We start from the raw sequence: 23,295 nt of genomic DNA, 5'->3' as shown, positions 1-23,295 counted from the left end.
GATCTCGCTGTTCGCTAGCCACCCGTGTGCCTGCTTGTTCTTCATGGCGCTAAGTCCCTATAGGGGCGACCCTATTCAAAGCCCAGGGTGCGTAGCCCTGTAAGGGCGACCAAACCCTGGGGTGCTTGGACAAAGAAGTATAGAGCCCTACAGGGGCGATCCTCCGAAGTCGCGTGGCGCTGTGCTAGGTCTGTCGTCTGCGTGCTTATTCGTCTTATCTCCTTCAGCGTACTGACTGCTATCCCTCGGCGCGCTGACTGACGGCAGTGACGGTGCCCACCGACGGCAGTCAGCGAGCTGACTGATATCCCTCAGGGCGGGATGGGGCGTCCGCCAGCGCGGCAGCACACCTGTGTGGGGCGCTCAGAGGCTTATCCTTGGGTGCTGCTCGTGCTTTGCTGCTGCCGCCTTCGGGAGCGACCTTGGAGGAGCTTCGGGCGGTCTCGGAGGGCGCTGATAGTGTATGAATATGTTAAATAATGTACGCCTGGGAATAAATTTATACTTCGATCGTTAGGGCCTCCCGGGCGCTTTGGGGCGCGGCGCGCGACTTTGGGGGCTGCTTAGGGACTTTCTTGGGAGGCTGGTAAGGTGATGATATTAAGTGGCTTTACTTATCATCAAAATTTAATAAATCCAATCCCTCGGCGCGGCTTTGTATTGCTTCAAATTTGTCTAAATTTGGCACAAAAGGTTTGCAGAGCAGGATGCAAGGATTTAACCATATTATACAAATGGTGCCGCCAAGAGGCTGGCGCGCTGCGGAGCCCCTAGGGGCAGCGCCGTGGTGCAGCTACCCACGAGGCGGCTTGCTCTATCTATAGACCTCGGTCGTACAACTACACTAAACGCTATCAATCCACACTAACACCTCTACAACATGAAGTATCTCTTACGAGTACGATCACTAGTGGCTGTCCTGGCCACTTTAGTGATGCTTCTGGCTAGTCCTTCGCTGGTCTGGGCACAGGGGATCACCGTCAAGGGGACGGTCACCGATGCCAAGAAGGAGGCCCTCCCTGGGGTCTCGGTCCGCGTCAAGGGCACGTCTAACGGAGCACTGACCGGCATGAAGGGCGAATACTCCCTCAAGGGAGTGGCTAAGAATGCCACCCTGGTCTTCTCCTTCATCGGGATGAAGACGCAGGAGGTAGCCCTCGCAGGTCGCACGACCGTCGATGTCGTGCTGAGCGAGGACGCCAAGATCACTCAGGAAGTCGTCGTCGTCGGCTATGGTGCGCAGAAGCGTGTCAACCTCACGGGAGCCGTCTCGCAGCTCGACTCCAAGGCGCTGGCAGCTCGCCCTGTGCAGAATGTCGGTCAGGCACTGCAGGGGATGATCCCTGGCCTCAACCTCTCCGTAGGTAATAGCGGGGGTGCGCTGAACAGCAAGCTGAGCATCGACATCCGTGGTACAGGTACGATTGGCTCGGGCTCCAACGCTAGCCCGCTCATCCTGATCGACGGCTCGGAGGGCGATATGAACGCTCTGTCGGCCAACGATATCGAGAATATCTCCGTCCTGAAGGATGCCTCCGCCAGCTCCATCTACGGCTCGCGTGCTGCCTTCGGGGTAATCCTCATCACGACCAAGAGCGGCCGTGAGGGCAAGCCCCGCGTATCCTATACGGGTAATGTGCGCTTCGCTACCGCGACGCAGATCCCTGAGATGATGGACTCGGAGATGTTCGCCAAGTACTTCAACGCCGCAGGGGCCAACTCCGGGAACGGGGTCGTCTTCAACGACGCAGCGATGAAGCGTATCCTGGCCTACAAGGCTGGCCGCAGCGAGAAGGGCGATGAGTTCGGTACCGAGTGGAACGATCGTGACCAGAACTGGGCGCTCTATACCAACGCCTGGGCCAACACCAACTGGTTCGACGAGATGTATCGCAAGAACGCCCCCACACAGGAGCACAACCTCTCCGTCTCGGGTGGCTCGGGCAACGTGAACTACTACGTCAGCGGTGCTGTCCTGGATCAGCAGGGGATCATCCGCCACGGCTCGGACCTCTTCAAGCGCTACAACCTCACGGCCAAGATGAACATCAAGATCCTCCCTTGGCTAACCCTCGGCTACACCAACCGCTGGACGCGCGAGGAGTACTCCCGCCCCAGCTACATGACGGGCCTCTTCTTCCACAACATCGCCCGCCGCTGGCCGACCAACCCCGTACGTGACCCCAACGGCCACTACGTCGCAGGGAATGAAATCATCCAGATGGAGGGTAGCGGGATCGACCGCACGCAGAAGGACTACTCCGCCCAGCAGATCACCCTCGAGGCTCGACCCATCGCAGGCCTGATGCTGCGCGCTGAGAACAACTACAACGTCACCTCGGCCAATAACCACTGGGACGTACGCGCCATCTATAGCCACGATAAGAAGGGCGAGCCTGTCCTCACCAGCCGCGAGGGTGGTGACGCGGGTCGTACCTCTGTCCATGAGGACGCCTACAAGACGAACTACTTCAACGGTCGCTACTACGGGGAGTATCGTCACCTCTTCGCCGACAAGCACGACGTCAAGGTCGTAGCTGGTCTTGACCTTGAGATCAATAAGTATCGCGACCTCGGCGGTACCAAGCTCGACCTCATCACCAACGACGTAGCGACCGTCAACACCGCTACCAATGACAAGCCTAGCCTCTATGGTGGCTACACGCACTGGGCTACGATGGGGTACTTCGCACGTCTCAACTACGCCTACGACGAGCGCTACCTCTTCGAGGTCTCCCTGCGTCGCAACGGCTCCTCTCGCTTCATCGGCGACAAGCGCTGGGCGACCTTCCCCGCCTTCTCGCTCGGGTGGAACATCGCCAACGAAGCCTTCTTCGCTCCGCTCAAGCAGCACGTCTCCATGCTCAAGCTCCGTGGCTCCTGGGGTACGCTGGGGAACACTGAGGTGAAGGCCCTCTATCCTTGGTTCCTCGCCCAGCCCGTCGGTACGGCCAACTCTCAGTGGGTCCTCAACGGCGAGCGACAGAATACATCCAACTCCCCTGGCCTCGTCTCCAGCTCGCTGACCTGGGAGCGCATCGAGTCCTGGAACGTCGGGCTGGACTTCGGCGCCTTCAACAACAGACTGCAGGGACAGCTCGACTACTTCAACCGCACCACGCGCGACATGGTCGGTCCTCCTGCGCCCAAGCCCTTCACCATCGGTGCTGGCCTGCCTCAGGTCAATAACGCTACCCTCGTCTCTAAGGGCTGGGAAGCTGAGCTCCGCTGGCGCGACAACATCGGTAAGGTGAACTACGGCGCCCGTCTCGTCCTCTCCGACGACATCCAGACGGTCACCGAGTACAACAACCCCACCGGTAGCCTCAGTACCTGGTACTCGGGTAAGCGTGTCGGTGAGATCTGGGGCTACACCACCGTCGGTATCGCCAAGAGCAATCAGGAGATGACCGAGCACCTCAAGGAGAACAAGCCCACCTGGGGCTCCAACTGGCAGGCTGGGGACATCATGTACAAGGACCTCAACGGCGACAAGACGGTCTCCGACGGCGCCAGCACCCTGGACAATCACGGTGACCTCAGCATCCTGGGCTACAACGTACCCCGCTACAAGTTCGGTCTCAACCTCGACGCCTCGTGGAATGGTATTGACGTCTCCGTCTTCCTGCAGGGCGTAGGCCATCGCGACTGGTTCGACGCTTCGCCTTACTCGGTCGGTGCTACCAGCGCTGGGCAGTGGCAGGCGGCAGGCTTCAAGGAGCACTGGGACTTCTTCCGCCCAGAGGGTGACCCCCTCGGTGCGAACCTCAACGCCTATCTGCCCCGTCCGCTCTTCAGCGCTGGGGGTAAGAACATGCAGACGCAGTCCCGCTACATCGTGAACGCTGCCTACATGCGTATCAAGAACCTCCAGATCGGCTACACGCTGCCTACCTCTCTGACGACCAAGTGGGGTCTGAGCCGCGTACGTGTCTACACCTCAGCGGACAATCTCGTGACCTTCACCAAGATGCCTAAGATCTTCGACCCTGAGGCTACGGGTGGTGACTGGGGTCCTGGTAAGATCTATCCACTGCAGCGTGTCATCTCCTTCGGGCTTAACGTCAATATCTAATCCTGACTACGATGAACCTATATAAGAGTACTAAGAAGGCGCTGGTGCTAGCACTGGCTACCCTGGCTACCACTTCGTGCAACGTCCTCGACCGCGATCCGCTGGACCAGGTCGGGCCCAAGGCCTACTACAACACGGCCGACCAGCTGAGCACCTTCCCCATCAACTACTACGCCTCCATCTTCCAGGGGCATGGTAGTGGGCGCTGGAACGCAGGGATCGCCCTCTATGACAACGGCACGGACAACCAGGCCGGCACCCAGCCCAACCGCCAGACCTTCAGCAATGACCAGTGGAAGGTCGGGAGCACGGGGCAGCCTGATATCTCCTCGATCCGCAATGTCAATGTCTTCCTCAGCAACGTACTGCCGAAGTACGAGGCAGGGACGATCACGGGGAACGCCGACGACATCAAGCACTACATCGGCGAGGCCTACGTCATCCGTGCCATGCTTTACTTCGACGTGCTGACCTCCTACGGCGACTTCCCCATCCTCGATGAGACGAAGATCCTCAAGGATACGGACGATCAGCTGATCCTCGAGGCCTCGCGCCGTATGCCCCGTAATGAGGTGGCTCGCTTCATCCTCAAGGACCTGGACAAGGCTATCTCGATGCTGCGTCCTAGCTACCCAGCGAACCAGCGCCTGACGAAGCTCGCCGCTCAGCTCCTCAAGAGCCGTGTCGCCCTCTATGAGGGGACCTTCGAGCTGCACCACCGCGGCTCGGGTCGTGTGCCAGGCGATGCCAACTGGCCCGGTAAGGATAAGGAGTGGAACGCAGGCAAGACCTTCAACCAGCAGGCCGAGGTAGAGTTCTTCCTCACCGAGGCTAAGAACGCCGCCAAGGTAGTGGCCGATGCCGTCGAGCTGACGCCCAATAGCCACAAGATGAACCCCGACCTGCCGAACTTCAGCGGCTGGAATCCCTACTACGAGATGTTCGCATCGCGTAGCCTGGCGGGCTACTCGGAGATCCTGCTGTGGCGCCAGTACAACAAGGAGCGCGGCATCGTGCACCTCGTCTCCCACCAGCTGATCTCGGGGACCAACTCGGGCTGGACGCGTGGGCTCGTCGAGTCCTTCCTAATGAAGGATGGTAAGCCCTACTACGCCAAGACGGGTAGCTACACCGACGCCACGCTGGAGGAGGTTAAGAAGGACAGAGACGAGCGCCTGTCGCTCTTCCTCTTCGATGAGAAGACTCCCCGCTTCTACGACACGGAGAAGCGCGAGGTACGTGCCTACGAGTTCCCCAATATGATCGACAAGCCTGAGGTACGTGACGTCACGGGCTACGCGCAGCGCAAGTACTACAACTACGACCCTGCCATGCGTGCTGGCTCTGAGATGAACGACGTCTCGGGTGTACCCATCCTGCGCGCCTCCGAGGCTTACCTCAACTACATCGAGGCAAGCTACGAGCTGACCAAGACGCTCGACGCCGACGCGCGTAAGTACTGGGATGCCCTGCGTAAGCGTGCCGGCATCACGGGCTCGATCGACGAGACGATCGCGGCTACGGATATGAGCAAGGAGGCCAACGTCAACCGCGCCTCCTACGACTGGGGTGCCTTCTCCGCAGGGCAGCCCGTGGACAAGACGCTCTACAGCATCCGCCGCGAGCGCCGCTGTGAGTTCGCTGGCGAAGGCATGCGCAATGAGGACCTCGTCCGCTGGTGTGCTATGGACCAGGTGAAGAACTATCAGATCGAGGGCGTCAACATCTGGACGAAGATGTACACCTACCCCTACTTCATCGAGCGCGACAAGCAGGGTAACTTCGTCAAGGAAGGCGGCCAGTACAAGAGCCGTATCGTCGCCGATGGTACCTCTAAGTCCAACCTCTCGGCGCGCAGCCTCGGCGTGTACCACCGTCCCTATCAGATCATCTCCAAGGAGAACAACAACGTGATGTACGACGGCTACACCTTCTACCTCGCGCACTACCTCGCGCCTGTCACCATACAGACGATGGAGCTCTGCTCGCCTACGGGTAAGGTCGACGCCAGCTACTTCTACCAGAATATCAACTGGCCGACCAGCGCGGACAAGCCCTATGCGCTGAAGTAAGCACGAGCGTATAGCCCCTATACTAAGGACGCGCCCCCAGGCACGCCAGCCCTCGAGCTGACGCCGCCTGGGGGCGCGTCCCCTTTGTATCCTGTCCCTTAGTTCCCTGTATCCTAGCCTTTGCGCCTTTTTCTCTTCTCCTTACTTCGGCCGCACCCTGCCCCTCCTGGACGATGGCTCGGTGGAGGGCTCCCAGCGCTTACTCGGGGGGAGGGCCAGCGCGCTCGTCGCCTGCACTTGCCTTGCTGAGGGATATCCTTCAGTGCTTTGAGGGATAGCTGTGACGCCGCTCACTGCCGTCCCTCAGCCCGCTGACGGATAGCCCTCACGGGCTCCTACCCTTAGCACGAGGCGCCGCGGCCCTTGGCCTAGCTGAGCACGAGGGGCTTGGGGCGAGGCCTTGGGGAGGCTTGCCGACCGCGCTCCAGCTAGCTCTATTGCCCGAGCGCGAGGGGAGGGCGGCTGGGCTAGGGGAGGGGTGTCGCGAGTCATCGAAGAGGCGCTCCGAGCGCTTCGCCCAAGCCTCCTCCTTAGGCTAAAGCTAGACGGGAAGGGCCGTCCGTCTACGCTCTGTCGCACCTTCGTCCGAGGGTAGAGTGCGCCTAGGCACTGGGCAGAGCTGTATTCATTTGCTGAAGTGCGTTTTTTTTACTTACTTTGCAAACCGATTGTAGGGTCCTGTGTCCGTGAGGATCGGTCCCGAAGTCGCCCAAGCGTTTGAACCAAACAAACTAAATATAAAGAGTAATGTCAAAGATTTGTCAGATTACAGGCAAGAAGGCCATGGTCGGCAACAACGTCTCGCACTCCAACCGCAAGACGAAGCGCCGCTTTGATGTCAACCTGTTTACCAAGAAGTTCTTCTGGCCAGAAGAAGGATGCTGGGTCGCCCTCAAGGTCTCGGCCGCTGGGCTCCGCATCATCAACAAGATCGGTCTCGATGCTGCTATCCGTCAGGCTGCAGATAAGGGCTATCTAAGTGAAATCAAAGTAAAGTAGGGAGATAAACGACATGGCAAAGAAAGCTAAGGGCAACAGAGTGCAGGTCATCCTCGAGTGCACCGAACACAAGGAAAGCGGTCTACCCGGTACGTCCCGCTACATCACGACCAAGAACAGAAAGAACACGACAGAGCGTCTCGAGCTGAAGAAGTACAATCCCATCCTCAAGCGCATGACTGTTCACAAGGAAATCAAGTAAGGATAAGGAGATAAGACAATGGCAAAGAAAGCAGTCGCATCGTTCAAGAAGGCTGACGGCCGTACCTACTCTAAGGTAATCAAGATGGTCAAGTCCCCTAAGACGGGCGCTTACGTCTTCCAGGAAGAGATGGTACCCAACGAAGCTGTCAAGGAGTTCTTCTCCTAAGCCGACATTCCCCCTCCCACACAGACCTTAGTCCCTCAAAGGCCTATGCTGTGTGTATAGCTACCCTAGAAGAGGCTGTCCCATACTGCGGGCAGCCTCTTCTGTGTAGCTCCCTAGCCCTCCTACCCAGTACCGCGCCTGAGCGCGCTCGGTAGGGGTATCACCCGTATCCCCTCGATCCCTCCGCACCTCCCACATCCCCTCCCGATATGTCGGCTACAGCCACCCCTCATACCGAGCGCACGGAGCGCCTTGCCCACGAGCGCATCCCTAGCCTCCTCCTCCACTATGGTATCCCCGCCGTCGTGGGGACGATGGTCAACGCCCTCTACAGCGTCGTAGACCGCGTCTTCATCGGTCAGGGCGTCAGCGAATTCGCCATCACGGGCCTCGCGCTGACCTTCCCCATCATCATCTTCATGCAGGCCTGGGGCATGCTCATCGGCGTGGGCGCCTCCTCCCGCGTGTCCATCCTGCTCGGTGAGGGGCGGCATGACGAGGCTGAGCGCATCCTGGGGAATAGCCTCCTGCTGACGCTCGTCACGCAGCTGGCGACCATCATCCCCGTGATGATCTGGCTGGAGGACCTGCTGCGCCTCCTCGGGGCGAACGATAGGACGCTCCCCTTCGCCTACGACTACCTCAAGATCATCATCCCGGGGAACATCTTCTCCACCCTCAGCTTTAGCTTCAATGCCGTCATGCGTGCCTCGGGCTATCCCTACAAGGCCATGGTGACGATGCTCATCGGAGCGGTGCTGAATACCCTCCTCGACGCGCTTTTCATCTACGGCTTTGGCTGGGGGATCGAGGGTGCCGCCTGGGCTACGGTCATCGCTATGGCGGTGTCTATGGCCTTCGTGATGCACCACTTCCTGAGCGCCGATAGTGAGGTGCACTTCCGCCGCCGCAATCTGCGCTTCTCCTGGCAGCAGATCAGCTCTATCCTCTCGATCGGGATGTCGCCCTTCTTCCTGCAGCTCCTCAGCAGCGGTGTGGCCTTCCTGATCAATAAGACACTGGCCGACTACGCCGAGAGCCCGCTGATGGCCGACCGCGCTGTGGGCGCCTATGGGATCATCAATAGCGCCGCGCTGGTAGGCTTCATGTTCATGGTGGGTATCGCTCAGGGGATGCAGCCCATCGTGGGCTTCAACTACGGGGCGCGTGCCCTGCCTCGTGTGCGGCAGACCTTCCAGATCTGCTCGGCGACCAATCTCGGTATAGGGCTGCTGATGACGCTCTCGGCCGTGGTGGCGCCAGGGCTTATCTCCTCGCTCTTCACCAGTTCGCCTGAGATGATCGAGGCCTCAGTGCATGCGCTGCGCCTCTGCCTCTATGGCTTCGCCTTCGTGGGCTTCCAGGTGACGGCCACGCAGTTCTTCCAGAGCATCGGCTTCGGGGGGAAGGCACTCCTGCTGAGTATCTCGCGTCAGACGCTCTTCCTCATCCCTGCGCTCCTACTCTTCCCCCGACTCTGGGGGAGTACGGGCGTGTGGCTGGCGCTGCCCTTCTCCGACATCTGCTCCGGGGTACTGGGGATGGCGCTGATGTACTACCAGTTCCGCATCTTCGACCGTCAGTTCGGCGAAGGGCGCTAGGCCCCAGGCGCGCTGGCTGGCCTCGGCGCTAAGCATCACTACTCCTATGGTCTACCTCTATTCCGTACTCTGCTGCCTCTTCCTCTTCCCCTATCTGGGCTGGCGCGGAGGTCAAGCCCTCGGGGCGCGGGCACGCCGCCTCTACTGGGGACTACTGGCGACGATCTTCGTCCTCTTCTTCCTGTGTCTGGCGACGCATCGCCTCTTCCAGGCGGACTGGATGAGCGCCGTGATGAATGGGATGGTCTACATCTTCTTCTCCACGCTCTATGTCGCGGCTGCGGTCTTCCTGATCAATGGGCTGCGGCGCCTCGACGCGCGCTACTGGGGCTGCTATGGGCGCCTGGGGCTGCGAGGGCAGAGGTGGCTCAAGCAGGGCCTTTTCGCAGGGCTCGTCCTGCTCTTCTTCGGCCTCATGGTCGTCGGACATCACAATGTCCGCTACCCGCAGGTAGTGCATCGCCGCCTGGTACTCTCGCGGCTGACGCCCGCGGGGGCTGAGCCGCGCCAGCGCATGAGGCTGGTCTTCTTCTCTGACCTACATATCGGCGAGGCGATGACCCCCGACTACGTAGGCCGCGCCGTAGACCTCATCCTCGCCCAGCACCCCGACGTCATCCTCTCGGGCGGGGACTTCATCGACCACCTCAGCGAGTACGCCTATGACCCGCGGGTGATGAAGCTGATGCGGCGCCTCCACGCCGGCGCCCCCAGCGGTGCCTACTATGTGCTGGGCAACCATGAGTACCGCGCCGATACGATGGCCAATATCCGCTACGTGGCGGAGACGGGTGCCACGCTCCTGCGCGACAGCACTGCCCTCATCGTCAGCCCTCGCGGGGATAGCCTCAGGCTCATCGGCCGCGACGATGCGGTCAACGAGGAGCGCCGTCCGCTGGAGTCCTTCTTCGCGGGCGCACCCAGCAGCCTCCCCACGATCCTCATGGAGCACACGCCGAAGTCCATCGACAGCCTCAGCCTCTATCCCATGGACCTCATGCTCTGCGGGCATACGCACGGCGGGCAGATCTGGCCGGGGCAGCTGCTGGTCTGGGCGCGCGTCGGCATGGCCTCGGGCCTGCGCCGTGAGGGCGAGCGTGAGCTCTATATCTCGCAGGGGATCGGTTCGGCGGGGGCTACCTACCGCATCGGTACGCGCAGCGAGATCGTCGTCTACGACCTCTGGTGGTAGCGCGCTGCGAGCTCGCTGTACCCTCGCCCAATAGCCCTATCTTTGTGCTAGGGCTCCTTAGCCCCAAGCATTCATTCACATAAGTATCAGAGAGATTATGGACAAGCAAATGGTGGACCTTTACCTTGTCATGAAGCAGAAGTATTTCGCCGCCGAACACCTACCCTACATCCGTGAGCGCCTCATGCAGCTGACGGATGAGCAGTTTCACTCGATCAATGGAGTCGAGCTGATGGATCCTACCGTCATGCTCCTCGTCTCGATCTTCGGCGGCTACCTCGGCATCGATCGCTTCCTGCTGGGGGATATCCCGATGGGCGCGCTCAAGCTCATCACCGCTGGTGGCTGCGGGATCTGGACCGTCATAGACTGGTTCCAGATCCAGGATAAGGCCCGCCAGAAGAACTTCGAGACCATCGCACAGTACTTCTCCATCCTCTCCTAGTAGGCGCTCCGAGACGCATCATGCGGCGCCGGCCTGCCCTACGACTTAGTCCCTATCTCACACGCCTCAGGCGGTGGGCTAGGGACTATTGGCTTCTAGGCCTAGGGCTGCTGCTCCTGCTTTACGCCCTAGTAGACCCCGCGCTGGGCTACTTCCCCAGCTGCCAGATCTATCGCTGGACGGGCGTGCGCTGCCCAGGCTGCGGGACGCAGCGTGCGCTGCATGCCCTCCTCGGGGGACGGCTGGGCGAAGCCCTACATTATAACTACTTCCTCCTTATCATGCTCCCCCTAGGGCTGCTCTACCTAGCCTTGCCGCACTATGGGGAGCGCTGGCCGCGGCTGGCGCGCCTGCTGCGTCATCCCGCGACACTCCTCCTGCTGGCGCTCCTGACCCTGGGCTGGGTCGTCCTACGCAACTGCTACGGGCTCTAGCTCGTACCCGTGCGCCTCTCCTGCGGCTTAGCCTTGACCGAAGCCCCCGCGCCGCTCCTCCCGCACTTCTGCCCTTACCCGCAGGTCGCTGATGGATATCCCTCAGCGCGCCGACTGCTATCCCTCACGGCGCTGACGGACGTCCCTCAGCTCGCTGACTGATATCCCTCGCGGCGCTGGACTCAGGCTGCTGCCGCACCAGACCGCTGCTTGGCCTTGGCTGGCGTAGGGGTGAGGCCGCACCAGGGTAGGGGAGGGAGGGCTGCTCCGCCTGCGCTGGAGGCCGCATGGAGTGCCTGGGGCTGTGTCTCAGGGAATAGCATTATCTTTGTGGCTTCTTAGTAAGGTATCTTCGTAATAGACCGTATAGAATAGTAACGCTACAAAGATGAAAGAAGTAGTACTTCATGGTCGCACCTTCGAGCCCTATCTGACGGGCGAGCAGGTCAGTGCTGCCGTCAGAGAGCTAGGGCTGCGCCTAAAGAATGACTTCAAGGGTCGTGATCCCCTCTTCGTCTGCATCATGAACGGCTCCTTCATGTTTGCCTCCGAGCTGATGTACACCATCGACGAGGAGTGGGAGGTCGCCTTCGCACGCTACAAGAGCTACGAGGGCACGCAGAGCACGGGTCGGCTCAAGGAGCTGATGCCCGTCACTCAGGAGCTCAAGGGGCGCGTCGTCGTCATCGTTGAGGACCTCATCGACACCGGCTATACGGTGTATTGCCTCAAGAAGCTCTTCCTCGAGCAGGGCGCCGCCGAGGTCCATATCGCCGCCATGCTCCGCAAGCCCGAGGCGGTCAGCTGCGACGTCGACACCGACTACGTAGCCATGGACATCGAGAATAAGTTCATCCTCGGCCACGGCCTCGACTACGATGAGTACGGCCGCATGTACAAGGACATTTACCAACTCAAAGACTAAACATCATACCCACGATGCTGAATTTAGTGATCTTCGGAGCCCCAGGCTCTGGTAAGGGAACGCAGAGCGAGGTGCTCATCGCTCAGTATGGCTTCGACCACCTCTCCACGGGCGACATCCTCCGCGCTGAGATCAAGGCCGAGAGCGAACTAGGGAAGGCTGCCAAGAGCTATATCGACGCTGGGCAGCTCGTCCCCGACAGCCTCATCATCGACATGATCGAGAAGGTGCTCCAGGAGCGCCAGCCCAAGAAGGGCCTTATCTTCGACGGCTTCCCCCGCACCGTGCCTCAGGCCGAGGCGCTGGATGCGCTGCTGGCGAAGCACGCTACGGCCGTGCACGCCGTCCTCGACCTGCAGGTCGCTGAGGACGAGCTCGTAGAGCGCCTCCTCAAGCGCGGCCAGGAGAGCGGTCGTAGCGATGACAACCTGGAGACGATCAAGAAGCGCCTCGAGGTCTACCACGCGCAGACGGCGCCCATCGCCCAGTACTACGCCCAGAAGGGCGTGCACCACGCCATCGCAGGCAGTGGTGCCATCAGCGACATCACAGCGCGCATCGCTGCGGTGATCGACGCACTAGGCTAAGCCCCCTCATCTCGGCCCTTCCCCCGAGCGGGGAGGGACCAGACCACTACGGTTGGAGGACAAGGCGCGGCATCCGAAGAGTAGTCGTCCTCGCTCCCGAGGGGGCTACGCCTCGGATGTCCGCCTTTCCTTATTATCAATGTATAGCCGACTATGGCAGAATCAAATTTCGTAGACTACGTCAAGATCTACTGCCGCTCCGGTAAGGGCGGTCGCGGCTCGACGCACTTCCGACGCGAGAAGTACATCCCCAAGGGTGGCCCCGATGGCGGCGACGGCGGTCGCGGTGGTGACATCTACCTGCGTGCCAATGAGAACTATTGGACGCTGCTGCACCTCCGCTACCAGCGCCACGTCATCGCTACCAGCGGTGCCCCCGGCAGCGGCAAGCGCTCCTCGGGTGCCGACGGAGTGGATCAGGTCATCGAGGTGCCCGTGGGTACGGCGGTCTACGATGCTGAGACGGGCGAGTTCATCACCGACCTCAACCGCAACGGACAGACCGAGCTGCTCCTCAAGGGTGGTCGCGGCGGGAAGGGTAATACCTTCTTCAAGACAGCCACCAACCAGGCACCCCGCTACGCACAGCCTGGCGAGCCCGCCCGCGAGCGTACCATCATCCTCCAGCTCAAGATGCTGGCGGACGTCGGCCTCGTAGGCCTGCCCAACGCTGGGAAGTCTACGCTGCTCTCCGTCCTGACGGCTGCCAAGCCCAAGATCGCCAACTATCCCTTCACCACGCTCGAGCCCAACCTCGGCATGGTGCGCTACCGTGACGATCGCTCCTTCGTCATGGCCGACATCCCAGGGATCATCGAGGGCGCAGCTGAGGGGCGTGGCCTAGGGCTGCGCTTCCTTCGTCACATCGAGCGCAATGCCCTCCTGCTCTTCATGATCCCCGCCGACACCGAGCGCATCGCCGACGAGTATCGCCTGCTGCTCGGGGAGCTGGTCAAGTACAACCGCGAGCTGGTGGAGAAGCGCAAGGTGCTGGCCATCACCAAGTGCGACCTCATCGACGAGGAGATCCAGGGCTGGCTGCTGGACGAGCTCCACAAGGAGCTGGACGCAGATCTGCCCATCGTCTTCATCTCCTCGGCAGCACACATGGGCCTCACCGAGCTCAAGGACCTGCTGTGGCAGGAGCTCAATCGTGAGACCAAGCACCGCCCCGAGAGCCTTATCCAGCAGACCATCGACGTCACCAGCCTCAGCTGGGAGGACGAGGATGAGGAGCTGCCCGAGCTGGACGAAGAGGACGAGTGGGACGAGGAGTGGGACGAAGGCGAGGAGCTGGAGTTCGACTGGGACGAGCTGCCCGAGGCCGAGGACTCAGAGATACGCTAGCTTGCCCGCTAGGCGTTATTTACTTACCTTTGCTAGCCCTCCCCTTTAATGGGGGACGGCTGTGAACACCTAATAATGATAGATTATGAAACGTTTTGCTTTTATCCTCAGTGCGCTCCTGCTCTTCGTGGGGATTGCCCTAGCTCAGGCTACCAAGGGGGCAGTCATCTCGGCGCCCGTGACGGAGTTCGACTTCGGCACGATCCTGGAGGCTAATGGTAAGGTCTCGCATACCTTTATCATCAAAAATATCGGCGACGCCCCGCTGATCATCACGCGCGTCTCCACACCCTGCTCCTGCACCACGCCCGAGCATACCCGCGAGCCCATCGCCCCAGGCAAGGAGGGCAAGGTCGTCGTGACCTACAACCCCGCAGGCCGCCCCGGCCCCTTCTACAAGAATATCGCCGTCTACAGCAACGGCAAGGACGGCGGCTTCACCCTCCGCATCAAGGGCGAGGTGAAGTAAGCCCCTCGCCGCCCCGTGAGGCTCCGTCGCCTCAGCCTTCTGCTGAGGCCACATAGCCTCTCCCTCAGGGTCGAGGCGTCTCCCTTGCCTCAGCATCCCTAACGACGAACGCCCCCGCGAAGCGCCGCTGCCTAGCAGCCGCTCCGCGGGGGCGGTCCTTGTGTCCCTGCCGCCTCTCTCCCTCGTACCCCTCCTCGGCCTCCCCGTTCCGCGCTCGCCAAGGTCTAGGTGGTGATTGCCTCCCATTTATGTGCCTTCGCAGTTGCAATCCAACTTATTTCAGAGGATACGCCGCCTCAGGTCAGTTGTGATTGGCTTCCCGTTTATGTACCTTCGCAGTTGCAATCCAACGATGTTGCGCCACTCGTACTCGCGACCGCTGTTGTGATTGGCTTCCCGTTTATGTACCTTCGCAGTTGCAATCCAACCTTGGGTCTGCTAAGGATGCCATCCGAATCGTTGTGATTGGCTTCCCGTTTATGTACCTTCGCAGTTGCAATCCAACTGAAGAAGTCACTATCAGCAAGTTTCATCGGTTGTGATTGGCTTCCCGTTTATGTACCTTCGCAGTTGCAATCCAACAAAGACAAGGGAATCGATTATCCGCAAGCTGTTGTGATTGGCTTCCCGTTTATGTACCTTCGCAGTTGCAATCCAACCATCGGAGAGCCTGTAATCGACGCATAAGGGTTGTGATTGGCTTCCCGTTTATGTACCTTCGCAGTTGCAATCCAACCTAACGCTGTGGCGAAAGGCTTTCACAGCGGTTGTGATTGGCTTCCCGTTTATGTACCTTCGCAGTTGCAATCCAACCCCCTTAAACTCAATAGATGCAGACTTGACGTTGTGATTGGCTTCCCGTTTATGTACCTTCGCAGTTGCAATCCAACCCCGTCCCTATCGGTCAAACGAATCTACTTGTTGTGATTGGCTTCCCGTTTATGTACCTTCGCAGTTGCAATCCAACTCTGCACTAGGTAGGCAAGGATGGTCAGCGTTGTGATTGGCTTCCCGTTTATGTACCTTCGCAGTTGCAATCCAACATAGGCCTCGGAAGACTCGTACTTCCTGGGGTTGTGATTGGCTTCCTGTTTATGTACCTTCGCAGTTGCAATCCAACCGCAAGCGAGACGTCCTGTTTGTTAACGAGGTTGTGATTGGCTTCCCGTTTATGTACCTTCGCAGTTGCAATCCAACGAACACCACGCTGAAAGCGAGCGACCTACTGTTGTGATTGGCTTCCCGTTTATGTACCTTCGCAGTTGCAATCCAACCGTGAGGCAGCTCGGGCGAGGATCGTTCTGGTTGTGATTGGCTTCCCGTTTATGTACCTTCGCAGTTGCAATCCAACGCTTATCATGGATGACATCTACAAGGACGCGTTGTGATTGGCTTCCCGTTTATGTACCTTCGCAGTTGCAATCCAACGCGCCCGCCAATCTCGCCATCGTCAAGGTCGTTGTGATTGGCTTCCCGTTTATGTACCTTCGCAGTTGCAATCCAACGGAGAGAGCGAAGAGGAGGGCTGAGATGCAGTTGTGATTGGCTTCCCGTTTATGTACCTTCGCAGTTGCAATCCAACGAAGTCAAAGAGTATAGAATGCTTCATGCTGTTGTGATTGGCTTCCCGTTTATGTACCTTCGCAGTTGCAATCCAACCGATGCTGTGCATACTGACGCATTCGGGCAGTTGTGATTGGCTTCCCGTTTATGTACCTTCGCAGTTGCAATCCAACGTACAGCTACCCAGAAGGTACGACCGACCAGTTGTGATTGGCTTCCCGTTTATGTACCTTCGCAGTTGCAATCCAACATGCGACCTTCAACGCTGATGGCACGTACTGTTGTGATTGGCTTCCCGTTTATGTACCTTCGCAGTTGCAATCCAACGCGACCTCTGTAAGTCTATTGGGGACAGCTACTTATTAAGGGATGCGAAGAAAGAAAAAGCCAGTGGGTGACCACTGGCTTTTTCGTGTATGGGCTCATTTTTTGCGCCCAAGGGCTGTTCTGGTGGGAGACGGGGAGGTCGGCTAGGACCTTACTTGGAGCCTAGCAGGGCATGCAGGATACCATGGAGCCTTTTGCCGAAGCCCGTTGACCTTCCGTCTGCCGTAGCTTGAGTGTGGTATAGGCGATGCCCCCTGATACGTGCAAGCCTTGGAGGGAGTGTGTAAGGAGAAGACTCCGTGTGAGGTGTGGTAGCCTCCTTGCCTTCGTGCTTGTACTTGGGGAGAGAGTCCTGACGGCGGGCTGAGGCTAGGGCTGGGTGATGCGCCCTGCTCTTCGTATCTTTGTAGTCCTCATGATCATATATAGACGGAAGTAGATGAAGCTAGGATTCTCTGTACGACCTATGCTGCTGGATAGCCTCAAGGGCTACAGTCGGGGGATGCTGACGAGCGACCTCCTGGCAGGACTAATCGTAGGGATTGTTGCCCTACCTATGGCTATCGCCTTCGCCATCGCCAGTGGCGTCTCCCCGGAGGTGGGGCTGATTACGGCTGTAATCGGGGGCTTCGTGGTCTCCGCCCTAGGCGGTAGCTCGGTGCAGATCGGGGGGCCGACGGGCGCCTTCATCGTCATCGTGCTCGGGATCATCACCGAGTACGGCATGAGCGGGCTGCTCGTGGCGACCCTGATGGCAGGGATCCTTCTCGTGCTGATGGGACTGCTTAGGCTGGGGACGCTGATTAAGTTCATCCCCTATCCCATCATCCTAGGCTTCACGGCAGGGATTGCGGTGACGATCTTCACCACGCAGATCAATGACCTCTTCGGCCTCGGCCTCACGAGCCTGCCTAAGGAGTTCGTCCCCAAGTGGGGCGTCCTGCTCTCGAGCCTCGGACAGACCCATTGGCTGACGCTCGCCGTAGGCCTAGGGAGCATCGCGATCATCCAGCTGACGCCACGGCTGACGAAGGTCATTCCGGGTTCGCTGGTCGCGATCGTCGTGATGACGATCCTTGGCTATGTGCTGAAGACCTACTGCGGCATCACCGAGCTGGTGACCATAGGCGACCGCTATCAGATCTCCACGAGTCTGCCTCCGCTCGTCGCCCCTGAGCTGAGCTGGGAGCTGGTGGAGCGCCTCATCTCACCCGCCTTCACCATCGCGCTGCTTGGCGCCATCGAGTCGCTCCTTTCCGCTAGCGTCGCTGATGGGGTTATCGGGGAGCGCCACCGCTCCAATACGGAGCTCGTGGCGCAGGGTGTGGCCAATATCATCGTGCCCTTCGTCGGTGGGATCCCCGTCACGGGAGCCATTGCCCGCACGATGACCAACATCAACAACGGCGGGCGCAGCCCCATCGCGGGGATGACGCACGCCGTGGTACTCCTTGTGACCTTCCTCTTCCTCATGCCGCTGATGGCCTATATTCCTATGGCGGTGCTGGCAGGGGTGCTGGTGGTCATATCCTATAATATGAGTGGCTGGCGCTCTGTGCGCGCTTCGCTGCGCGGGCCGAAGAGCGATGTGGCGGTGCTGGTGGTGACCTTCCTGCTGACGGTGATCTTCGACCTGACGATCGCCATCGAGCTGGGGCTGCTGCTAGCGATGCTGCTCTTCATGCAGCGCATGGTCGAGAGCACGCGTATCCTCGTCTCGCGCGGCGAGCTCGAGCTGCATGCCTCGGGGGATGACGGACATCAGGGCAAGAGCGAGCGCCTCACGCTGCCCGAAGGGGTAGAGGTCTACGAGATCGAGGGGCCCTTCTTCTTCGGCATTGCCAATCGCTTCGAGGAAGTGACGTCGGTGACGCAGGCCGCTCCACCCGTGCGTATCCTACGTATGCGCTCGGTGCCCTTCATGGACTCGACGGCGGTGCGCAACCTCGGGATCCTCGTCGCGACCTCGAAGCGTAGCGGCACGCGCCTCATCCTCTCGGGGGTCAACGAGCGCGTCCATAGTACGCTGCGTGCCACGGGGCTAGCAGATCTCATCGGAGATACTTATATTTGTCCGGATATCCATCGGGCACTAGAGGTGGCCTCAGTATATATAGTAGAAGGAAAGAAGGGATGAAGATAGGACAGAGCCTAGAGCTAGGACGGGAGCCGCTACTGCTGGCTCCGATGGAGGACGTGACGGATGCCGCCTTTCGGCTGATGTGTCGCCGCTTCGGCGCTGACCTTGTCTATACCGAGTTCCTCAGCGCCGATGCCCTCATCCGTCAAGTGGCGGGCACGACGCGCAAGCTAGTCATTGACCCCGAGGAGCGCCCCGTAGCCATCCAGATCTACGGGCGTGAGGTCGCCCCCATGGTGGAGGCGGCACGCATCGCCGAGGCTGCAGGCCCCGACCTCTTGGACCTCAATTTCGGCTGTCCCGTCAAGCGGGTAGCGGGTAAGGGCGCTGGGAGCGGGATGCTTCGTTGCCCTGCCCTCATGCTGGAGATCGTACGTGAGATCGTCAAGGCGGTGAAGATCCCCGTGACGGTCAAGACACGCCTCGGCTGGGACCACGACAGTCGAATCATCGTCGAGCTGGCGGAGGCACTGCAGGACTGCGGCATCCAGGCGCTTACCATCCATGGCCGTACCCGTGCCCAGATGTACACGGGGCAGGCCGACTGGACGCTCATCGGGGCGGTGAAGAACAATCCCCGCATGCATATCCCCATCATTGGCAACGGCGATATCACGGCGGGCGAAGAGGCTCGTCGCGCCTTCGATACCTACGGCGTGGATGCCGTCATGGTAGGCCGTGCGACCATCGGGCAGCCTTGGATCTTCGAGCAGATGCGCCACTACCTCACGACGGGCGAGCAGCTGCCGATGCGTGCCAAGAGCTACTACGTCGAGGTGCTGCGTCAGCTGGTGGATAACAATATCGCTAAGCTCGATGAGCGCCGCGGAATCCTCCACAGCCGCCGCCACATCGCCGCCAGCCCCATCTTCAAGGGCATAGACCACTTCCGCCCCGTGCGCATCGCCATGCTGCAGGCCACGACCCGCGAGACGCTCTTTGCCGAGATCGCACGTGCCGAGGAGCTGCTGCTTGCCACTGGGGACTACTGGACAGAATAAGGACACACACGATCATAGACACATGACCAAGAGAATAGGACGACTACTGGGGCTGACGCTAGCCCTCTGCCTTATAGCCAGCTGCTCGGGCCGCAAGTCGAGCGACTTCATCGCCGAGGGTACCATCAGCGGCGCTGCCAACCAGATGCTCTACCTCGAGGAGACGATCTCTGAGGAGCCTCGCCTCATTGACTCGGTGCGCCTTGATAAGCAGGGGCACTTCTCCTTCCGCAGTGAGGGGCACAGCTACCCGATGCTCTACCGCCTGCGCCTCGGGGAGCAGCATATCCCCTTCGCGGCGGACTCGGCACGTCGCTTCAGCATCACAGCCGAGGGAGCGCGCCTCTTCGACAGCTACCGTATCACTTCGCCCGAGGACTACAATAAGCAGATCCAGGAGGTCTGTCGCCTCAGTACGGCTACCAGCCGTCAGCTTGAGCCCATCGTGCAGGAGGCCTGGGCGAATAGGCTCAATGCCGACTCGGCGCGTGCTCGTAGCTCAGAGCTCATCGCGGCGCTCAAGAAGCAGCTCACCGAGCGCTTCATCTACGCCGACCCCAAGAGCCCTGCAGCCTGCTTTGCGCTGCTGCAGACCATTGGGTCGGGCAGCTACTTCTCCCCGCTCAATCCAGACGATGCCGCGGCCTTCGCTGCCGTAGCTACGGCCTACGATACCTTCTATCCCGAGGCTCCCTATGCGGCCCTGCTCAAAAAGGCTGCCCTCCAGGCGCGAGCTATCAAGCGTGGCAGCTGCGTGATCGATGAGCCAGACTACGAGCTGCCTCAGCAGCCTGAGGTCGTCGCCTATCCCGAGCTCAGCTATCCCGACCGCACGGGGCGCAAGGTCTCGCTCAAGGAGCTCGCGGCTCAGGGCCCTACGCTCGTCAGCTTCACCTCCTACGCCGAGCCTTGGTCGCCCGAGCTCGTGGCAGAGCTGCGCCAGCTCCAGCAGGCGCACCCCGAGTTGCGTATCTACGAGGTCTCGGTGGATGCCGATAGCTACTTCTGGAAGAACGCCACGCGCACCCTCCCCTGGACGACTGTCCACGATGCCGAGGGGCGTAGCCTTGGTCTGTACAATGTGCAGCACCTGCCCTCCTTCTACGCCATCCGCGGCGGGGACCTGCAGCGCCTCAGTTCGCCGAGTGCCTTCTACCGCTAATACTCACCTCCCCGAGCCCTCCCTCCCATGTCAAAGAACTCTGTCGCGCACTATCAGCGCATCAACGGGCGTCGCCTCCTGCCCTCCAAGTACCGCGGGCACCGCTCCAGCTACGGGCGTCGCCGCCGTCCCTGGGGACGCTACCTCTTGCTCCTTGTCCTGCTCTTCGTCCTCCTAGGGCTGGGTGCGGGGGGCTACCTCTATACGGCACCTGCAGGACGCCCTGAGGCCGATACGACCTACATCCTCGTAGCTCCAGGGGCGAAGTACCCCGAGCTCAGACAGCAGCTGCAGTCCAAGCTCTGGCTGCGCTACCCCCGCTTCTTCGGCTGGCTGGCGGACTACCGAGGCCTGAGCTCCGAGCCGCTGCGCCCTGGACGCTATGCCATCACGCGCGATATGAATATGGCTGGGGTCATCGACGAGCTGCAGCACGGTGCGGATGTGCCCCTTGTGCTCCAGCCGGGGGCGCTGCGTACCAATGCCGAGATTCTCGATTTCTTTGCCGCCCAGCTCTGGGTCAAGCGCGACAGTCTGGAGGCTGCCTTCAGTGACCCTGCGCTCCTCTCCCGCTATGGCATGACCCGCGAGACGCTGCGTGCCCAGCTGATGCGTCAGCCGCTCACGCTGCGCTGGACGGCTACGGGGAAGGAGTTGCTGGATAGCATCCACAGCGGCTACCAGCGCTTCTGGCGCGGTGCGCGCAATGAGGCTGCCCAGCGCCTGGGGCTCACTCCGCTGCAGGTGACGACGCTGGCCTCCATCGTGGAGAGCGAGTCAGCCAAGCGCGACGAGTATAGCCGCATCGCAGGCCTCTACCTCAATCGCCTCCGTCAGGGCATAAAGTTACAGTCCGACCCGACAGTGAAGTATGCCACGGGCAACTTCGCTCTCAAGCGCATTAAGGGTGAGCACCTAGCCATCGAGTCGCCCTACAACACCTACCGCGTCGTAGGCCTCCCGCCTGCGCCCATCGTGCTGCCCCACACGGCGACCATCGACAGCGTGCTGGCGGCCGAGGCGCACGACTACCTCTACATGTGTGCCCGCGAGGACTTCTCGGGCTACCACCGCTTCGCCGCACGCTTCAGCGAGCATCTGGTCAACGCCAAGCTCTACCAGCAGGAGCTCAATAAGCGCGGCATCAACTAAGTCCCTCGATGAGTCAAGCCAAAGCCTGGACGGAGCGCACGCGACTGCTGCTCGGGGATGAGCGTGTGGACGAGCTCGCTGCCTGCCATGTCCTCGTCGTGGGGCTGGGGGGCGTCGGCGGCTACGCCAGCGAGCTCCTCGTGCGTGGCGGCATCGGTCGCCTCACCATCGTCGACGCCGACACGATACAGCCCTCCAATATCAACCGCCAGCTCATCGCCACGCATAGCTGCATCGGCGAGCCTAAGGCCCGCGTGCTCGCCGAGCGCCTCCGGGACATCAACCCCGAGGTCGAGCTGGAGGTCATCGAGGACTTCCTCAAGGATGAGAACATGGTCGAGCTCCTCGACCGCCATCGCTATGACTTCGTCGTCGATGCCATCGACTCCCTCTCCCCCAAGGTCTACCTCATCGCCCTGGCGCGGGAGCGCGGGCTGCCCATCGTCTCCTCCATGGGGGCGGGGGCGAAGAGCGATCCCTCCAAGATCCATCAGGCGGACCTAGCGCACAGCTACAACTGCACGCTGGCCCGTGCCCTCCGCAAGCGCCTCCGTAAGCTGGGCATCAGCCGCGGCGTGCCCGTCGTCTTCTCTAGCGAGCTGCCCGATGAGTCGGCCGTGCTGGAGATCGAGGGCGAGCGCTGCAAGCGCTCCACCGCGGGCACCATCTCCTATATGCCGGCCCTTTTCGGCTGCCAGCTGGCGGCCTATGTGCTGCAGCATATCCACGCCTCATCCGCTATCCCCCCGCAGCATGCTCCTACAGGCAACTAACATACACAAGCACTTCGGCTCGCTCGAGGTGCTCAAGGGCGTTGACCTCAGCGTCGAGGCGGGCGAGATCATCTCCATCGTCGGCGCTAGTGGCGCGGGCAAGACGACCCTACTGCAGATCCTCGGGACGCTGGAGCAGGCCGAGCCCGGGGCCTCGCTGCGTATCGAGGGCGAGGAGGTCGCCCAGCTCAGCGAGCGCCGACTGGCCGAGCTCCGCTGCCGTAGCCTCGGCTTCATCTTCCAGTCGCATCAGCTGCTGCCTGAGTTCACCGCCCTGGAGAACGTCATGATCCCCGCGCTACTGCTGGGGCGCTCGCGCTCTGAGGCCAAGGCGCGTGCCCTCGAGCTGCTCAGCCGTCTCGGCCTCGCCGAGCGGGCGGGGCATAAGCCCAGCGAACTCTCGGGCGGCGAGAGCCAGCGTATCGCCGTAGCACGTGCGCTGGTCAATGAGCCCGCCGTCATCTTCGCCGATGAGCCCTCGGGCAGCCTCGACACGGCCAATAAGGAGAGCCTACACCAGCTCTTCTTCGACCTGCGTGCCCAGCTGGGGCAGACCTTCGTCATCGTCACCCACGACTCCGAGTTCGCCGCGCGTGCCGACCGCATGATCGTCCTTCGGGATGGACGCATCGAGCAGGAGCTGCGCCGCGATAGCCTATAG

20 protein-coding genes and 1 CRISPR repeat array are annotated in these 23,295 nt (G+C 60.7%); of the genes, 19 read left to right on the top strand and 1 reads right to left on the bottom strand.

Going from position 1 to position 23,295, the window contains the following annotated elements; all coding sequences use genetic code 11:
• The first annotated feature begins 880 nt into the window (after positions 1-880).
• The 9 genes from J4862_RS07370 (at position 881) to J4862_RS07330 (ending at position 11,188) form a co-directional block, all read left to right on the top strand.
• Complete coding sequence (locus tag J4862_RS07370) at positions 881-4,075, top strand: TonB-dependent receptor (protein ID WP_211788474.1); 3,195 nt, start codon at positions 881-883, stop codon at positions 4,073-4,075.
• Positions 4,076-4,086: 11 nt separating this feature from the next.
• Complete coding sequence (locus J4862_RS07365) at positions 4,087-6,147, top strand: RagB/SusD family nutrient uptake outer membrane protein (RefSeq protein WP_211788473.1); 2,061 nt, start codon at positions 4,087-4,089, stop codon at positions 6,145-6,147.
• A gap of 747 nt (positions 6,148-6,894) precedes the next feature.
• A complete protein-coding gene (gene rpmB, locus J4862_RS07360; RefSeq protein WP_211788472.1) occupies positions 6,895-7,146 on the top strand; it encodes a 50S ribosomal protein L28 in 252 nt (83 codons plus the stop codon).
• A 13-nt stretch (positions 7,147-7,159) separates the two neighbouring features.
• Positions 7,160-7,348: a 50S ribosomal protein L33 gene (rpmG, locus tag J4862_RS07355; protein WP_211788471.1), complete on the top strand. Its 189-nt coding sequence runs from the start codon at positions 7,160-7,162 to the stop codon at positions 7,346-7,348.
• An 18-nt stretch (positions 7,349-7,366) separates the two neighbouring features.
• Entirely contained in the window at positions 7,367-7,516 is a 150-nt protein-coding gene (locus J4862_RS07350) for a DUF4295 domain-containing protein (RefSeq protein WP_211788470.1), read from the top strand.
• Positions 7,517-7,725: 209 nt separating this feature from the next.
• A complete protein-coding gene (locus tag J4862_RS07345; RefSeq protein ID WP_211788469.1) occupies positions 7,726-9,117 on the top strand; it encodes an MATE family efflux transporter in 1,392 nt (463 codons plus the stop codon).
• Positions 9,118-9,163: 46 nt separating this feature from the next.
• A complete protein-coding gene (locus J4862_RS07340; protein ID WP_211788468.1) occupies positions 9,164-10,309 on the top strand; it encodes a metallophosphoesterase in 1,146 nt (381 codons plus the stop codon).
• A gap of 97 nt (positions 10,310-10,406) precedes the next feature.
• Positions 10,407-10,754, top strand: coding sequence for a TM2 domain-containing protein (locus J4862_RS07335; RefSeq protein ID WP_211788467.1), 348 nt, complete (start codon positions 10,407-10,409; stop codon positions 10,752-10,754).
• A 20-nt stretch (positions 10,755-10,774) separates the two neighbouring features.
• A complete protein-coding gene (locus tag J4862_RS07330; protein ID WP_211788466.1) occupies positions 10,775-11,188 on the top strand; it encodes a DUF2752 domain-containing protein in 414 nt (137 codons plus the stop codon).
• Positions 11,189-11,370: 182 nt separating this feature from the next.
• Here J4862_RS07330 and J4862_RS07325 read toward each other — a convergent pair whose 3' ends face one another.
• A complete protein-coding gene (locus tag J4862_RS07325) occupies positions 11,371-11,511 on the bottom strand; it encodes a hypothetical protein (protein WP_211788465.1) in 141 nt (46 codons plus the stop codon).
• Positions 11,512-11,576: 65 nt separating this feature from the next.
• Here J4862_RS07325 and J4862_RS07320 point away from each other — a divergent pair, with 65 nt between their 5' ends.
• From J4862_RS07320 to J4862_RS07275, 10 genes are all read left to right on the top strand, one after another.
• The gene (locus J4862_RS07320) at positions 11,577-12,113 is read left to right on the top strand and encodes a phosphoribosyltransferase (protein ID WP_211788464.1); all 537 of its coding nucleotides are present in this window, start codon (positions 11,577-11,579) and stop codon (positions 12,111-12,113) included.
• A 14-nt stretch (positions 12,114-12,127) separates the two neighbouring features.
• The gene (locus J4862_RS07315) at positions 12,128-12,700 is read left to right on the top strand and encodes an adenylate kinase (protein WP_211788463.1); all 573 of its coding nucleotides are present in this window, start codon (positions 12,128-12,130) and stop codon (positions 12,698-12,700) included.
• A 153-nt stretch (positions 12,701-12,853) separates the two neighbouring features.
• The gene (obgE, locus tag J4862_RS07310; RefSeq protein WP_211788462.1) at positions 12,854-14,047 is read left to right on the top strand and encodes a GTPase ObgE; all 1,194 of its coding nucleotides are present in this window, start codon (positions 12,854-12,856) and stop codon (positions 14,045-14,047) included.
• A gap of 85 nt (positions 14,048-14,132) precedes the next feature.
• Complete coding sequence (locus J4862_RS07305) at positions 14,133-14,516, top strand: DUF1573 domain-containing protein (protein WP_211788461.1); 384 nt, start codon at positions 14,133-14,135, stop codon at positions 14,514-14,516.
• Between the two features lie 304 nt (positions 14,517-14,820).
• Positions 14,821-16,329: direct repeats of the CRISPR family, unit length 47 nt; unit sequence GTTGTGATTGGCTTCCCGTTTATGTACCTTCGCAGTTGCAATCCAAC.
• A gap of 516 nt (positions 16,330-16,845) precedes the next feature.
• Entirely contained in the window at positions 16,846-18,543 is a 1,698-nt protein-coding gene (locus J4862_RS07300) for a SulP family inorganic anion transporter (RefSeq protein WP_211788460.1), read from the top strand.
• Complete coding sequence (gene dusB, locus J4862_RS07295; protein WP_211788459.1) at positions 18,540-19,547, top strand: tRNA dihydrouridine synthase DusB; 1,008 nt, start codon at positions 18,540-18,542, stop codon at positions 19,545-19,547. Before J4862_RS07300 ends, dusB begins: the two co-directional genes overlap by 4 nt.
• A 22-nt stretch (positions 19,548-19,569) precedes the next feature.
• Positions 19,570-20,709 carry a DUF4369 domain-containing protein gene (locus J4862_RS07290; RefSeq protein ID WP_211788458.1) on the top strand — a complete coding sequence of 380 codons (1,140 nt, stop codon included), beginning with the start codon at positions 19,570-19,572 and terminating at the stop codon, positions 20,707-20,709.
• 27 nt (positions 20,710-20,736) lie between these two features.
• On the top strand, positions 20,737-21,861 hold the full coding sequence (gene mltG, locus J4862_RS07285) for an endolytic transglycosylase MltG (RefSeq protein ID WP_211788457.1): 1,125 nt from the start codon (positions 20,737-20,739) through the stop codon (positions 21,859-21,861).
• A gap of 8 nt (positions 21,862-21,869) precedes the next feature.
• Positions 21,870-22,634 (top strand): ThiF family adenylyltransferase, encoded by a 765-nt coding sequence (locus J4862_RS07280; protein WP_211788456.1) that lies wholly within the window; start codon positions 21,870-21,872, stop codon positions 22,632-22,634.
• A complete protein-coding gene (locus J4862_RS07275; protein ID WP_211788455.1) occupies positions 22,615-23,295 on the top strand; it encodes an ABC transporter ATP-binding protein in 681 nt (226 codons plus the stop codon). The genes J4862_RS07280 and J4862_RS07275 overlap by 20 nt, the downstream gene beginning before the upstream one ends.

Origin of the sequence: Porphyromonas sp. oral taxon 275 (assembly GCF_018127745.1) — a bacterium.
GTDB lineage: Bacteria > Bacteroidota > Bacteroidia > Bacteroidales > Porphyromonadaceae > Porphyromonas.
This window is presented reverse-complemented; position numbering and strand designations above follow the sequence as displayed.

Excerpts from the sequence above, each read along its gene's own strand:
- J4862_RS07370 (WP_211788474.1), top strand. The coding sequence starts at position 881 with ATGAAGTATCTCTTACGAGTACGATCACTAGTGGCTGTCCTGGCCACT.
- J4862_RS07365 (WP_211788473.1), top strand. The coding sequence starts at position 4,087 with ATGAACCTATATAAGAGTACTAAGAAGGCGCTGGTGCTAGCACTGGCT.
- rpmB (WP_211788472.1), top strand. The coding sequence starts at position 6,895 with ATGTCAAAGATTTGTCAGATTACAGGCAAGAAGGCCATGGTCGGCAAC.
- rpmG (WP_211788471.1), top strand. The coding sequence starts at position 7,160 with ATGGCAAAGAAAGCTAAGGGCAACAGAGTGCAGGTCATCCTCGAGTGC.
- J4862_RS07350 (WP_211788470.1), top strand. The coding sequence starts at position 7,367 with ATGGCAAAGAAAGCAGTCGCATCGTTCAAGAAGGCTGACGGCCGTACC.
- J4862_RS07345 (WP_211788469.1), top strand. The coding sequence starts at position 7,726 with ATGTCGGCTACAGCCACCCCTCATACCGAGCGCACGGAGCGCCTTGCC.
- J4862_RS07340 (WP_211788468.1), top strand. The coding sequence starts at position 9,164 with ATGGTCTACCTCTATTCCGTACTCTGCTGCCTCTTCCTCTTCCCCTAT.
- J4862_RS07335 (WP_211788467.1), top strand. The coding sequence starts at position 10,407 with ATGGACAAGCAAATGGTGGACCTTTACCTTGTCATGAAGCAGAAGTAT.
- J4862_RS07330 (WP_211788466.1), top strand. The coding sequence starts at position 10,775 with ATGCGGCGCCGGCCTGCCCTACGACTTAGTCCCTATCTCACACGCCTC.
- J4862_RS07325 (WP_211788465.1), bottom strand. The coding sequence starts at position 11,511 with ATGCTATTCCCTGAGACACAGCCCCAGGCACTCCATGCGGCCTCCAGC.
- J4862_RS07320 (WP_211788464.1), top strand. The coding sequence starts at position 11,577 with ATGAAAGAAGTAGTACTTCATGGTCGCACCTTCGAGCCCTATCTGACG.
- J4862_RS07315 (WP_211788463.1), top strand. The coding sequence starts at position 12,128 with ATGCTGAATTTAGTGATCTTCGGAGCCCCAGGCTCTGGTAAGGGAACG.
- obgE (WP_211788462.1), top strand. The coding sequence starts at position 12,854 with ATGGCAGAATCAAATTTCGTAGACTACGTCAAGATCTACTGCCGCTCC.
- J4862_RS07305 (WP_211788461.1), top strand. The coding sequence starts at position 14,133 with ATGAAACGTTTTGCTTTTATCCTCAGTGCGCTCCTGCTCTTCGTGGGG.
- J4862_RS07300 (WP_211788460.1), top strand. The coding sequence starts at position 16,846 with ATGAAGCTAGGATTCTCTGTACGACCTATGCTGCTGGATAGCCTCAAG.
- dusB (WP_211788459.1), top strand. The coding sequence starts at position 18,540 with ATGAAGATAGGACAGAGCCTAGAGCTAGGACGGGAGCCGCTACTGCTG.
- J4862_RS07290 (WP_211788458.1), top strand. The coding sequence starts at position 19,570 with ATGACCAAGAGAATAGGACGACTACTGGGGCTGACGCTAGCCCTCTGC.
- mltG (WP_211788457.1), top strand. The coding sequence starts at position 20,737 with ATGTCAAAGAACTCTGTCGCGCACTATCAGCGCATCAACGGGCGTCGC.
- J4862_RS07280 (WP_211788456.1), top strand. The coding sequence starts at position 21,870 with ATGAGTCAAGCCAAAGCCTGGACGGAGCGCACGCGACTGCTGCTCGGG.
- J4862_RS07275 (WP_211788455.1), top strand. The coding sequence starts at position 22,615 with ATGCTCCTACAGGCAACTAACATACACAAGCACTTCGGCTCGCTCGAG.